The organism is Dickeya sp. NCPPB 3274, from assembly GCF_000406205.1.
Classification (GTDB): domain Bacteria; phylum Pseudomonadota; class Gammaproteobacteria; order Enterobacterales; family Enterobacteriaceae; genus Dickeya; species Dickeya fangzhongdai.
In genome coordinates this window covers 644,056-656,825 of record NZ_CM001979.1, presented here as the reverse complement: position 1 = coordinate 656,825, position 12,770 = coordinate 644,056, and the positions used below count along the sequence as shown (strand labels likewise).

At 52.8% G+C, this 12,770-nt stretch carries 16 protein-coding genes; 6 read left to right on the top strand and 10 right to left on the bottom strand.

Annotated elements, in window-relative coordinates; translation table 11 throughout:
• Nucleotides 1-46: 46 nt before the first annotated feature.
• Nucleotides 47-676: a 23S rRNA (uridine(2552)-2'-O)-methyltransferase RlmE gene (gene rlmE, locus DXX3274_RS03675; protein ID WP_038662433.1), complete on the bottom strand. Its 630-nt coding sequence runs from the start codon at nucleotides 674-676 to the stop codon at nucleotides 47-49.
• Nucleotides 677-834: 158 nt separating this feature from the next.
• Between rlmE and yhbY the strand changes: the two genes are divergently transcribed.
• Complete coding sequence (gene yhbY / locus DXX3274_RS03670) at nucleotides 835-1,128, top strand: ribosome assembly RNA-binding protein YhbY (RefSeq protein ID WP_013316313.1); 294 nt, start codon at nucleotides 835-837, stop codon at nucleotides 1,126-1,128.
• Nucleotides 1,129-1,253: 125 nt separating this feature from the next.
• Here the strand turns inward: yhbY and greA are convergent, their stop codons facing one another.
• Nucleotides 1,254-1,730, bottom strand: coding sequence for a transcription elongation factor GreA (greA, locus tag DXX3274_RS03665; RefSeq protein WP_042858629.1), 477 nt, complete (start codon nucleotides 1,728-1,730; stop codon nucleotides 1,254-1,256).
• A gap of 216 nt (nucleotides 1,731-1,946) precedes the next feature.
• Between greA and dacB the strand changes: the two genes are divergently transcribed.
• The gene (gene dacB, locus DXX3274_RS03660) at nucleotides 1,947-3,380 is read left to right on the top strand and encodes a serine-type D-Ala-D-Ala carboxypeptidase (protein WP_042858628.1); all 1,434 of its coding nucleotides are present in this window, start codon (nucleotides 1,947-1,949) and stop codon (nucleotides 3,378-3,380) included.
• Between the two features lie 105 nt (nucleotides 3,381-3,485).
• On the opposite strand, the gene cgtA is transcribed toward dacB, so the two are convergent.
• The 4 genes from cgtA to rplU form a co-directional block, all read right to left on the bottom strand.
• Nucleotides 3,486-4,661: an Obg family GTPase CgtA gene (gene cgtA / locus DXX3274_RS03655; protein ID WP_042858627.1), complete on the bottom strand. Its 1,176-nt coding sequence runs from the start codon at nucleotides 4,659-4,661 to the stop codon at nucleotides 3,486-3,488.
• A gap of 266 nt (nucleotides 4,662-4,927) precedes the next feature.
• Nucleotides 4,928-5,872 carry a DMT family transporter gene (locus DXX3274_RS03650; RefSeq protein WP_042858626.1) on the bottom strand — a complete coding sequence of 315 codons (945 nt, stop codon included), beginning with the start codon at nucleotides 5,870-5,872 and terminating at the stop codon, nucleotides 4,928-4,930.
• 121 nt (nucleotides 5,873-5,993) lie between these two features.
• Nucleotides 5,994-6,251 (bottom strand): 50S ribosomal protein L27, encoded by a 258-nt coding sequence (rpmA, locus tag DXX3274_RS03645; RefSeq protein ID WP_012771136.1) that lies wholly within the window; start codon nucleotides 6,249-6,251, stop codon nucleotides 5,994-5,996.
• A gap of 19 nt (nucleotides 6,252-6,270) precedes the next feature.
• The gene (rplU, locus tag DXX3274_RS03640; RefSeq protein ID WP_016943772.1) at nucleotides 6,271-6,582 is read right to left on the bottom strand and encodes a 50S ribosomal protein L21; all 312 of its coding nucleotides are present in this window, start codon (nucleotides 6,580-6,582) and stop codon (nucleotides 6,271-6,273) included.
• 260 nt (nucleotides 6,583-6,842) lie between these two features.
• On the opposite strand from rplU, the gene ispB reads away from it, so the two are divergent.
• Nucleotides 6,843-7,814 carry an octaprenyl diphosphate synthase gene (ispB, locus tag DXX3274_RS03635; protein WP_042858624.1) on the top strand — a complete coding sequence of 324 codons (972 nt, stop codon included), beginning with the start codon at nucleotides 6,843-6,845 and terminating at the stop codon, nucleotides 7,812-7,814.
• A 1-nt stretch (nucleotide 7,815) separates the two neighbouring features.
• Here ispB and DXX3274_RS03630 read toward each other — a convergent pair whose 3' ends face one another.
• Together DXX3274_RS03630 and DXX3274_RS03625 are read right to left on the bottom strand one after the other, a co-directional pair.
• Nucleotides 7,816-8,196, bottom strand: coding sequence for a DNA-binding protein (locus tag DXX3274_RS03630; RefSeq protein ID WP_042861856.1), 381 nt, complete (start codon nucleotides 8,194-8,196; stop codon nucleotides 7,816-7,818).
• Between the two features lie 226 nt (nucleotides 8,197-8,422).
• A complete protein-coding gene (locus tag DXX3274_RS03625; RefSeq protein ID WP_042858623.1) occupies nucleotides 8,423-8,809 on the bottom strand; it encodes a DNA-binding protein in 387 nt (128 codons plus the stop codon).
• Nucleotides 8,810-8,997: 188 nt separating this feature from the next.
• Between DXX3274_RS03625 and DXX3274_RS22615 the strand changes: the two genes are divergently transcribed.
• Nucleotides 8,998-9,279, top strand: a complete 282-nt coding sequence (locus DXX3274_RS22615) for a helix-turn-helix transcriptional regulator (protein WP_022632112.1) — start codon at nucleotides 8,998-9,000, stop codon at nucleotides 9,277-9,279.
• A 71-nt stretch (nucleotides 9,280-9,350) separates the two neighbouring features.
• On the opposite strand, the gene mdh is transcribed toward DXX3274_RS22615, so the two are convergent.
• Nucleotides 9,351-10,292, bottom strand: coding sequence for a malate dehydrogenase (gene mdh, locus DXX3274_RS03620; protein WP_042858622.1), 942 nt, complete (start codon nucleotides 10,290-10,292; stop codon nucleotides 9,351-9,353).
• Nucleotides 10,293-10,783: 491 nt separating this feature from the next.
• Here mdh and argR point away from each other — a divergent pair, with 491 nt between their 5' ends.
• Nucleotides 10,784-11,254: a transcriptional regulator ArgR gene (gene argR / locus DXX3274_RS03615; protein WP_013316302.1), complete on the top strand. Its 471-nt coding sequence runs from the start codon at nucleotides 10,784-10,786 to the stop codon at nucleotides 11,252-11,254.
• Between the two features lie 45 nt (nucleotides 11,255-11,299).
• Here the strand turns inward: argR and tsaD are convergent, their stop codons facing one another.
• Nucleotides 11,300-12,313 (bottom strand): tRNA (adenosine(37)-N6)-threonylcarbamoyltransferase complex transferase subunit TsaD, encoded by a 1,014-nt coding sequence (gene tsaD / locus DXX3274_RS03610; protein WP_042858620.1) that lies wholly within the window; start codon nucleotides 12,311-12,313, stop codon nucleotides 11,300-11,302.
• A gap of 228 nt (nucleotides 12,314-12,541) precedes the next feature.
• Here tsaD and rpsU point away from each other — a divergent pair, with 228 nt between their 5' ends.
• On the top strand, nucleotides 12,542-12,757 hold the full coding sequence (gene rpsU, locus DXX3274_RS03605; protein ID WP_001144069.1) for a 30S ribosomal protein S21: 216 nt from the start codon (nucleotides 12,542-12,544) through the stop codon (nucleotides 12,755-12,757).
• The last annotated feature ends 13 nt before the right edge of the window (nucleotides 12,758-12,770 follow it).

Here is a 12,770-nt window from a genome sequence, read left to right as displayed (position 1 = left end):
GGATTAACCTCATATTACAACTGTGTTAAAAAATAGCGTCAGGGTACTACAGTTTACGACCTGTCGCTACAATGTACACCTCACGGGACCGGGCTCGCGAGGCATCTGGCTTACGAATCTTCACCGTCGTAAACAGGGAGCGAATCTCACGCAGATACTCATCGAAGCCCACACCCTGAAATACTTTCACTACGAAACTACCACCCGGCGCTAATATATCCCGACACATGTCCAGCGCAAGTTCAACCAGATACATGGCGCGGGGAATATCCACCGCCGGAGTACCACTCATGTTCGGGGCCATGTCGGACATCACCACCTGAACCTTCTCGTCTCCAACCCGCTCCAGCAGGGTCTTGAGCACTAATTCATCACGGAAATCCCCTTGAAGGAAATCGACTCCAACAATAGGATCCATCGGTAAAAGATCGCACGCGATAATGCGCCCTTTTCCACCAATCTGACTGACAACATACTGGGACCATCCGCCTGGGGCCGCGCCAAGATCCACCACGGTCATGCCAGGTTTGAACAGCCGGTCGGTCTGCTGTATCTCATCAAGTTTAAACCAAGCGCGCGAGCGAAGCCCTTTTTTCTGCGCCTGCTGTACATATTTATCGCTAAAGTGTTCCTGCAACCAGCGGGTGGAACTTGCAGAACGCTTTTTGTTAGCCATCGATTTTCCAACTATGATTTTTTCTAACTAGTGTTAATTAAGTGCCGGCGGCGGGCAAAACGTCTCAACGACAGCCAATCTGTATAGCCGGATTGGTGATAATCATGAGATGGCGGTAGAATGGCTCGTTTTCAATCCCAACCTAAGCAAAAAAGACAATGAATCTGAGTAACAAACAAAAACAGCACCTGAAAGGCCTGGCTCATCCGTTAAAGCCGGTCGTCATGCTGGGCAACAACGGCCTCACTGAAGGTGTGCTGGCTGAAATCGAGCAGGCTTTGGAACATCACGAACTGATCAAGGTGAAAATCGCCGCTGAGGATCGTGAAACCAAGGGCCTGATTGTCGATGCCATTCTGCGCGAAACCGGCGCCAGTAATGTCCAGGTCATCGGCCACACTCTGGTGCTCTATCGTGCGTCAAAAGAACGCAAGATTGTGTTGCCCCGTTAACATTTTTAATTCAGGTTACCCTGTTTCCCGGCAAGGTTCCATGACCCGCTGGTGAGAAAAAAGGCCGATATCGGCCTTTTTCCTTTCTTTACAATCGAGGCTGGTGCCTTGCCAGTCAATAGGAATCAGAGATATTCCACCTTCAGGATTTCGTACTCCACGACTCCGCCCGGCGTGCTGATCGTCACCACATCATCCTCTTCTTTGCCTATCAGCCCCCGTGCAATCGGCGAGTTGACAGAAATGAGGTTCTGCTTGAAGTCGGCTTCGTCGTCACCCACGATACGGTAGGTCTGCTCTTCTTCGCTATCCAGGTTCATCACGGTTACCGTAGCGCCGAAAATCACGCGACCGTTCGCCGCCATCTTGGTGACATCGATAACCTGGGCGTTAGACAGTTTGGCTTCAATTTCCTGAATCCGACCTTCACAGAATCCCTGCTGCTCGCGAGCGGCGTGGTATTCTGCGTTTTCCTTCAAATCACCGTGCTCACGCGCCTCGGCAATCGCTGCAATAATTTCGGGCCGGCGTACCGACTTCAGGAAGTCCAGCTCCTCGCGTAACTTTTCAGCACCACGCAACGTCATCGGAAATTGTTTCATATCGTCACTACCTCTAAAAAATCCGTACGGCTCACGTTACCGTCATCCTGACAATTTAAACAAAAATAGCCTCGCCCGGAACATTCCTTCCAGGCCAGACGCGTTTTTGCATTTTGATACGCATTTTACCCCAGAGTTCCACCAGGGTCATCGTTTACTTTATCCCTTGATGCGCCGTAGTATGACCACCACGTTACCCTGTACTTAATTGAGATTATGCGTTTTTTATCGATTCTGACCGGTTTTGCCTGCGCAGTTGCCCTACAGGCCAACGCCGCCCCCATTGACGAGTACACCAAATACCTGCCGGATGGGGCCAATCTGGCGCTGGTGGTGCAAAAAGTCGGAGCATCTACCCCGACTGTCGATTATCACAGCCAGCAAATGGCGCTGCCTGCCAGTACGCAGAAAGTCATCACCGCGCTGGCTGCGTTGTTGCAACTGGGGCCGGATTACCGTTTCGTCACTACGATGGAAAGCAACGGTACGATCGCCAACGGGGTATTACGCGGCAATCTGGCGGTGCGCTTCAGCGGCGATCCATCGTTGAAACGACAGCAACTCCGTAACATGGTACAGGAACTCAAGAAACGGGGAATTCGAGAAATCAGCGGTGACGTCCTGATCGACACCTCCGTGTTCGCCAGCCACGACAAAGCGCCCGGCTGGCCCTGGAACGATATGACTCAGTGTTTCAGCGCGCCTCCCGCTGCCGCGATTGTCGACAAAAACTGTTTCTCCATCTCGCTCTACAGCGCCCCCAGGGCAGGCGATAACGCATTTATCCGCGTCGCGTCCTATTATCCGGTGCAAATGTTCAGTGAAGTTCGCACCCTGGCGAAAGGTTCCCCAGACGCTCAGTATTGCGAGTTGGATGTAGTACCGGGCGAACTCAACCGCTTTACCGTTACTGGCTGTCTGACGCAGCGCGCCGAACCGTTACCGCTGGCGTTCGCCATACAGGACGGCGCCAGTTACGCTGGCGCGATCGTGAAAGACGAACTGCAACAGGCAGACATCCGCATCGCCGGCAGCCTGCGTCGGCAATCGCTGCCTGGCACTCCCGGCACCGTACTGGCGCAAACCGAGTCGGAGCCGTTGCACGAATTGTTGACCACCATGCTGAAAAAATCGGACAACATGATTGCCGATACCGTATTTCGCACCATCGGGCATGAGCGTTTCAAGGTTCCCGGAACCTGGCGCGCCGGCGCTGACGCCGTTCGCCAGATCCTGCGTCAGAAAGCCGGAATCGACCTGGGCAACACCATCATCGTTGATGGCTCGGGGTTGTCCAGACATAACCTGATCGCACCGGCAACCATGATGCAGGTGCTGCAGTATATCGCTCAACACGATAACGAATTGAATTATATCAAGATGCTGCCGCTGGCGGGCTATGACGGGACACTACGCTATCGTGCTGGCCTGCATGAAGCCGGGCTTGATGGCAAAGTCTCGGCCAAAACTGGCGCGTTGCAAGGGGTGTACAACCTGGCGGGCTTTATTACCACCGCCAGCGGCCAGCGAATGGCATTTGTACAGTATCTCTCCGGTTACGCGGTTCCGCCGGAAGATCAAAAAGAACGCCGCATTCCGCTGGTTCGCTTCGAAAGCCGCGTTTACAAAGACATATACCAGAACAATTAGCTGACTGATAAAAAATTCCCTTATCTGCCAGGCAGATAAGGGAAACATACACAACTAACAAGCAAATTTTTCTTTTCGGCCACCGCTCAGATGGCCTGGTGGCTATTAACGCTGATAAACAATTTCAACGCCTTCGTCGTCATCTTCATCCCAGTCGTCATCCCACTCCTCTTCAGCTTCCGCCTTGGCGGCTTCCAACTGCTCGCGGTGGTAATCATCCCACATGAAATCGACTTTCTCTGGCGCCTTGCTCTCTGCTTCGGCCAGCGCTTTCGGCTGAGTATTGAGGAAATTCATCACATCCCAGCACAGGGCATTTACCCCTTCCCGGTTGGCTGCGGAAATCAGGTAATATTTACCTTCCCAGCCAAGTGCGGCCGCGATCTCTTTCGCGCGTTTTTCCGCCTCGCCTTTATCCAGCAGATCAACCTTGTTGAACACCAGCCAACGCGGCTTTTCCGCCAGAGACGCGCTGTACTGCTGCAATTCATTAACGATCACTTTGGCATTTTCGATCGGATCGGATTCATCGATCGGCGCCAGATCGATCAGGTGCAGCAGCACACGACAGCGCTCCAGATGCTTCAGAAAACGGATCCCCAGCCCTGCGCCTTCGGACGCGCCCTCGATAAGCCCGGGAATATCCGCCACTACGAAGCTTTTCTCGCTGTCCATACGCACCACGCCCAGGCTCGGCACCAGCGTGGTAAACGGATAATCCGCCACCTTCGGTTTAGCGGCCGACACCGCGCGAATAAACGTTGATTTCCCAGCATTCGGCAGGCCCAGCATACCGACATCCGCCAGCAGCAACAGCTCCAGCATCAACTCACGCTCTTCGCCCGGCGTACCGTTGGTTTTCTGTCGCGGCGCGCGGTTGACGGAGGATTTGAAGCGGGTATTACCCAGCCCGTGCCATCCGCCTTTGGCAACCATCAGTTTCTGCTGATTACGGGTCATGTCACCCAGCACTTCACCCGTGCTTTTATCCAGCACGCGCGTACCGACGGGAACCTTGATGGTGATGTCTTTGCCACGCTTGCCGGTGCAGTCACGGCTCTGACCATTCTGGCCGCGTTCCGCACGGAAGCTTTTCTCAAAGCGGTAATCAATCAGGGTATTAAGGTTTTCATCCGCCAGCAGGTAGACGTCGCCGCCGTCGCCGCCGTCGCCGCCGTCAGGCCCGCCATTGGGAATATATTTTTCACGACGGAAGCTGACACAGCCGTTGCCACCGTCACCCGCCACCACCAGAATGGCGGCTTCATCTACAAACTTCATGAACTGTCTCCGCAAAAAACCAATAGAGAATGACCGACGCGTTTGAATAATTTATTGGTTCTCTTTGGCTCAACGAATTGGGTTGATGACAGATAACCGCAGTATGTCACCTGCCACTGAAAAACCGACGCATCAGAACCGTTCCGATAAAAGGGCGCTGATTGTACCTGCTTGGCGAAAGGATTTCACCTGTATTAAAAATAATCAGCCCTGATTCGCTTCGCCACCCCTTGTTCAGAGTATTCGCGCGGCCTGTTGCTACCTCATTAAACCATAGGGCGCTTGTCGCGTTTTAATGCGATCAGACGATGCCCAATCGCAGAGAACATCGCGCCGGTCACCACGACAAAGGCGCCGATATACCCCAGCAGATTGAGTGCCGGCGCGGCAAATACCGAAGGCCAGGCCAATGACAATAAATCCGAAAAAAACAGCGTAAACAACGGTGTCAGCGTAATGATGGTGCTCACCTGCGCGGCCTGCCAGCGCGCCATGGCTTCAGCCAGCGCCCCGTATCCCACCAGAGTATTCGCGCCGCAAAACAGCAGACAGGCCAGTTGCCAGCCAGTCAGTTGGAAAATCACCCCCGGTTTTGCCAGCGGGGTAATAAACAGGACACAGAGCGTATACAGCAGAAAAAGCAGCTGTTGCGAAGTCAGACGACGCAATAACACCTTTTGCGCCACGCCATAGGCCACCCATACCGTGGAAGCCGCCACCCCCAGCAATATCCCGAAGGTGTAATCCGTCAGTCGGGTAAAAAGCTCCACCAGACTATTGTTGAAAAACATCAATAATCCGCAAATCAGTACCCCAGCGCCGATGATTTGATTCACCCGCATCTTTTCCTTGAGGATCACAACGCTGGCAACCATCAACCCCACCGTCGACAACTGCCCGATCACCTGCGACGCCGTAGGGCTAAGATATTGCAAAGATGAGCTAAACAGCACGAAATTGCCCAGCAACCCGCCGGTGGCTATCAACAGCAGAATCCACCAGCGCTGATGATCAAATACCCGCGGTGTCGGCAATGCGCCTTTGCTGTACAGGAAAACCCATAGCCCGACGGATGCGATCAAAAAACGGTACCAGACGATGGTATAAGGCTCCATCGCTACCAGAACCTGTTTCATCGCGATTGGCAGCGCTCCCCAGCATATGGCGGTAGTCAGCGCCAGACAAAACCCGATGACAGCATTCTGTTTCATCACATCACCTGTTCTTTTTATCGATTTCTGTATTGTGCCGCGTATCTGTATTGTGCCGCGCAAATGTAAAAAGCCCTGCAACAAGTTGCAGGGCTTTATTATTCAACCTGATACCGAAAAATTACTCAGCGACGATGCTGATATATTTACGGTTGTTCGGGCCTTTAACTTCGAATTTGACTTTACCGTCAGACAGAGCAAACAGGGTGTGGTCTTTACCGCAGCCTACGTTGCTGCCTGCGTGGAACTTGGTGCCACGCTGACGAACGATGATGCTGCCAGCCAGAACTGATTCACCGCCGAAGCGTTTTACGCCAAGACGTTTGCTTTCTGAGTCGCGGCCGTTACGAGTTGAACCGCCAGCTTTTTTGTGTGCCATTAATCCGCTCTCCTAAAACTTAAGCGCTGATGCCGGTGATTTTCACGTCAGTGAACCACTGACGGTGGCCAGCCTGCTTACGGTAGTGTTTACGGCGACGAAACTTAACGATTTTAACTTTCTCGCCACGGCCGTGAGCAACGACTTCAGCCTTGATTTTGCCGCCGTCGACGAAAGGAACGCCGATTTTGACATCTTCACCATTGGCAACCATCAGAACCTGGTCAAACTCAACAGCTTCACCGGTTGCGATGTCCAGCTTTTCCAAGCGAACGGTCTGGCCTTCGCTTACTCGGTGTTGTTTACCACCACTTTGGAAAACTGCGTACATATAAAACTCCGCTTTCCGCGTGCTTCTTTGAATGATGTGAAGCGCGCTATAAATATTCACAATAGGGCGCGAATTCTACGCAAAAAACCCACTGATGACAAGCGCAGAATCAATCAATGTGAAGAAAAAGGATACAACCCATGAACTGCCGTTTATCTGCGCCGTTTTTCAAGTACAATCAGGCCTAACGTTCCCCTTTTCAGTGCCGACACCATCAGCATTTTCACGGCAGAAACAGAAGCAATCAGCTGGCAGAAACAATGAACTTAGAGCAAATCACAGCGTTAAGCGCACAGGATATGGCCGCCGTCAACCAGACCATACTGGATCAGCTCAACTCCGACGTTGTCCTGATCAATCAGTTAGGAAATTACATCATCAGCGGTGGCGGCAAGCGTATCCGGCCTATGATTGCGGTGTTAACCGCCAGGGCGCTGAACTACCAGGGTAACAAACACATTACCGTTGCCGCGCTGATTGAATTCATCCACACCGCCACTCTCCTTCACGACGATGTGGTCGATGAATCCGACATGCGCCGGGGAAAAGCCACGGCAAATGCCGCGTTCGGCAATGCCGCCAGTGTGCTGGTAGGCGACTTCATTTATACCCGCGCTTTTCAGATGATGACCAGCCTGGCCTCGCTGCGCGTCATGTCGGTGATGTCCGACGCCGTTAACGTAATCGCGGAAGGCGAAGTGCTCCAGCTCATGAACTGCAACGATCCGGACATTACCGAAGACAGCTACATGCGGGTGATTTACAGCAAAACGGCTCGGCTGTTCGAGGCGGCGGCGCAGTCATCCGCCATTTTGTCGGACGCCAGCAGCGAGCAGGAACAGGCCTTACAGGACTACGGCCGTTACCTCGGCACCGCTTTCCAGCTGATTGACGATTTGCTCGATTACAGCGCCGACGGCAAAACGCTGGGGAAAAATACCGGCGACGACCTGAATGAAGGCAAGCCCACGCTGCCGTTGCTGCATGCCATGCATCACGGTAATGAAGAGCAGCGCGCCATGATCCGTCATGCGATCGAAGAAGGTAATGGACGCCATTTGCTGGAGCCCGTGCTGGCGGCCATGCAATCCTGCGGCTCTCTGGCTTACACCCGACAGAGAGCCGAAGAAGAGGCCGACAAAGCTATTACCGCTATTCAATGCCTGCCTGCCAGTGATTTTCGCACGGCGCTTGAAGGCCTGGCTCATCTCGCGGTACAACGCGACTTCTGAGTCATTCTCCCTTATTTTTGTATCCCTGCGGCCCGTTTTCCAGGCGGGCCAGCATCCCCATCGCCCCTTCACGCAGAATATGTCCAATCAGCCGGGTACGTTCTTCCACGGAAAGCTGGTGGTAAATCTGTATCCAGGTGTGTTCCTGAACCGTCGCCGATTTCCCGGCGTAGGCGTAGTCGGGCGGAGTTTCCTGCATGAGGCTGGTTTTCACTTCCTCCGGCAAGCTCCAGATCGCGTATTCGACGCCTTTACCCTGAACGCCTTTGCGACGCCGTTTCTCCCAGCCATTCTCCTTGGCTCTTTTATTGAGCCCCTGGCGAGATCTCGGCAATCCAGCCACACCTAACAATTCATTAGTGGTAAACCATGCCTTTTCCATCATCATTCTCCCTTTCATCTCGTTCCTGATACGAATACGCAATCAGATGACTAAAATAGCAATTACGTTTCCATATAATAGACTAATTTTATTCAAACCACTAATGCAATAGTGTTAAAGGTAGCATTAATTGCGAGCAGAAAAGTTCCACAGAGAGAAATCAGGTGAGGAGAAAGAGGGGAGAAAGCCATTCCGCAATACAGAAAATCGGGAATGGCTGAGTCACTTAATCAGAAAAATCTTTTATCAAAGTCGCGCTTGCCGTATTGGCAAGACCCAGCTGTTTCAACGTGGCAGACACGCCTTCGCGCATGATATACGCAATCAGTTTTTCCCGTTCCGGGACAGATAACTGATGGTAAATCTGGATCCAGACTGACAGCATGTCTGACGGCTTTGCCGAATATTCACCTGACGTTTCCTGCATCAGCAGTGTTTGCTGAACAGACTGAGGCAAGCTATGGATAGAATATTCTACCCCTCGTCCTTGTACACCTTTACGGCGACGCTTTTCCCAACCATCTTCTCGGGCTCGCTTATTCAATCCTTGCCGTGATTTAGGGAGTCCGCCAATACCAACCAATTCGCTGGTCGCAAACCACTCTTTTTTCATGTCCTTTTCATCCCGATAGAGATACTCGTTATCTATTCAGATCCATTTGGAAATTAATTTGGAAATATTAAGGAAATTGGTGCTATATTATTTCCAAATAATGGCTTTTGGTTAGCGAAACCATTCACCATGAGCCGTTAGTTATACCATTAATACGCTGTCGTCTTAATAGCAATAAGGGAAGGATTATGAATTCAAGGAAAAATGACTGGCATCCCGCCGATATTATTGCGGCACTGAGAAAGAAAGGGACAACGCTCGCTGCCGTATCACGGGCTGCCGGGTTGAGTTCTTCCACGCTGGCCAATGCTTTATCCCGCCCATGGCCGAAGGGCGAATGGTTAATAGCCGACGCGCTGGGTATTCACCCATCGGAAATATGGCCCAGTCGCTATTACGATCCTGAAACACAAGAACTACTCGACCGCAAAAAACTGATCCGTCCGCAGTCTGATCCGCAATCCGAATAATGCTTCCGGAAAAAAGAAAGGCCGGAGAATAGACTCCGGCCTTATCAACGGTATATGTCACACGCAGGTGATTATTTCTTGTTAACGAACTCTTCGCCCAGCGCGATATCCTGCTTCAGGGTATCCAGCATGCTAACCAGAGCCTGCTGTTCAAACGAGCTCAACGCACCGATGTCTTTACGCTCGGCAATGCCGTTTTTGCCCAGCAACAGCGGTTGAGCAAAGAAACGAGCGTGTTTGCCATCGCCTTCCACATAAGCGCACTCAACCACGCCGCTTTCACCCTGCAGAGCACGAACCAGAGACAGACCAAAGCGTGCGGCTGCCTGACCCATAGACAGGGTTGCTGACCCGCCGCCGGCTTTTGCTTCCACAACCTCGGTGCCCGCATTCTGAATACGTTTGGTCAGATCGGCCACTTCCTGCTCAGTGAAGCTCACGCCCGGAATCTGGGACAGCAACGGCAGGATAGTGACGCCGGAGTGGCCGCCGATAACCGGCACGTCGATGGCCTGCGGCTGTTTGCCTTTCAGTTCGGCAACAAAAGTGCTGGAACGGATAATGTCCAGCGTCGTGACGCCAAACAGTTTGTCTTTGTCATACACGCCGGCCTGCTTCAGCACTTCGGCGGCAATCGCCACCGTGGTATTGACCGGGTTGGTGATAACGCCGATACAGGCTTTAGGGCAGGTACGGGCAATCTGCGAAACCAGGTTACGTACAATCCCTGCGTTCACATTAAACAGGTCGGAACGATCCATCCCCGGCTTACGGGCCACCCCGGCAGACATCAGCACAACATCTGCGCCTTCCAGAGCAGGAGTAGCATCTTCACCGCTGAAACCTTTGATTTTCACATCGGTGGGAATGTGGCTCAGATCGACAGCTACACCCGGCGTAACGGGGGCGATATCATAAAGAGAGAGCTCTGAACCTGAAGGAAGCTGGGTTTTGAGGAGAAGGGCAAGGGCTTGACCAATACCACCTGCGGCTCCGAGAACTGCAACTTTCATCCTAAACTCCTTATTATGTTAAGTAAAATTACCGTGGATGCGTTTAGTTAAAAACGTTTATGCTCGCGAGAGAAGCCAGGCGTCAGACCTGTTTTCAGAAGGACACTACATAGGTCCGCAGCGATAAATAGGCACGCAGCGATAACGCACTATGTGATTAATAATAAACTAACAATCTGCCTGATATCTGAAAGGTAATTAAAGTAACAGGCAATTGTAGTGCGCCCCGGCATAAGCCCACGACTGATTAACGGGTGTGTTACATTACACCGACCATCAGCCTCCAAACAACATCATTTTGATAACATTTATTTTACTTTTATGTGATGAAGAGCACATTTTTTGACACCCTGGTAAAGTATTGCCCCACCGCCCATTAAGCCCGCTGCTTCAGGCCAACAATCCGGTTTTATACGCGATCATATTGCATAAAAATTCATTAAAATGCATAATGACCGCATGTTCCACTTTATCCCCGGACGCGGTGCAGAATGCGTAACTCCACTAAACAAGAAGATCTGGTTAAGGCGTTCAAAGCGCTGTTAAAAGAAGAGAAATTCAGTTCGCAAAGCGAAATTGTGCAGGCGCTGCAGGACGATGGGTTCGAGAACATCAACCAGTCCAAGGTATCCCGCATGCTGACCAAGTTTGGCGCGGTGCGTACCCGCAACGCGAAGATGGAGATGGTTTACTGTCTGCCTGCCGAACTGGGTGTTCCCACCACCACTAGTCCGCTGAAAAACCTGGTGCTGGACGTGGATTACAACGACGCGGTGGTCGTGATTCACACCAGCCCTGGCGCAGCACAGCTGATCGCCCGCCTGCTGGACTCGCTGGGCAAATCGGAAGGGATTCTCGGCACCATCGCCGGCGACGATACCATCTTCACCACGCCAGCCCGGGGCTTCAGCGTCAAGCAACTGTATGAAGCAATACTGGTATTGTTTGAACAGGAACTGTAATGCCTTTCCGCCCCGCTATGCGTTTGGGGCGGAATAGCCGGAAAGTCACAGCGCGGGCAATTCAGCCAGCGGCCAACGCGGCCGCACCGTGATGCCAAGCTCATCCGTCACGCCCTGGGCAAGACGAACCGCTCCTGCATAAGCAATCATGGCGCCGTTGTCGGTACAGAATTCAGGGCGGGCATAGAACACATCGCCGCCCCGTTTCGTCATGATGTCCGCCAGCCGCTGACGCAATGTCCGGTTGGCACTCACGCCGCCGGCCATCACCAGCCGGCTGAACCCGGTCTCATCAAGCGCACGCCGGCATTTAATGGCCAACGTATCCACCACCGCATCTTCAAACGCCCGCGCGATATCCGCCTGCGTCTGCGGATCATTGCCGTTTTCACGGATAGTATTGGCGGCGAAAGTCTTCAGCCCGGAGAAACTAAAATCCAGACCGGGTCGATCGGTCATCGGCCGGGGAAACACAAAACGGTCGGAATGCCCGCTTTGCGCCATTTTCGACAGCAACGGCCCGCCGGGATAATCCAGCCCCAGCAGCTTGGCGGTTTTATCGAACGCCTCGCCAGCCGCATCGTCAATGGATTCACCCAGCAAACGGTATTCGCCAATGCCGGTAACGCTGATCAACTGGGTATGACCGCCGGACACCAGCAGCGCGACAAACGGAAACGCCGGCGGATTATCTTCCAGCATCGGCGCCAACAAGTGTCCTTCCATGTGATGCACCGGTATAGCCGGCACATCCCAGGCAAACGCCAGCGAGCGCCCTACCGTCGCACCAACCAGCAGCGCCCCAACCAAACCTGGGCCAGCCGTGTAAGCGACGCCATCGATATCACTGTGTTGTAGCCCGGCGTCTTTCAACGCCGCCTGAATCAGCGGCACGGTCTTGCGAACATGATCGCGGGAGGCCAGCTCAGGCACCACGCCGCCATAATCGGCATGCAACTTCACCTGGCTGTAAAGCTGATTCGCCAGTAGCCCGGCCTGCGTGTCATAAATCGCGACCCCGGTTTCATCGCAGGATGTTTCAATACCCAATACGCGCATTGCTGTTTTCACTCTCGGTTACATTTACGGCGGCCCGCCACGGCTGCTTGATTCAGGCGGGGCATAGTCTATCATAAGCCAGTCCACAGACGAGCGAACCGGCGTCGCGCGTTTTATGATCGCTGATGCACTTTACAAACGCGCCACAGTTGCAGTAGAATTCCGCACCATTTTGAAAAGGCTGGCACAAGGCCAGCAGCAAACCGAATTTACTGAGGTGAGAGGCACATGCCGGTAATTAAAGTACGTGAAAACGAGCCGTTCGACGTCGCTCTGCGTCGTTTCAAGCGTTCCTGCGAAAAAGCAGGTGTTTTGGCTGAAGTTCGTCGTCGTGAGTTCTATGAAAAACCGACTACCGAACGTAAGCGCGCTAAAGCTTCTGCTGTGAAACGTCACGCCAAGAAGCTGGCTCGAGAAAACGCACGCCGCACTCGTCTGTATTAATTTTCTGGAGGGT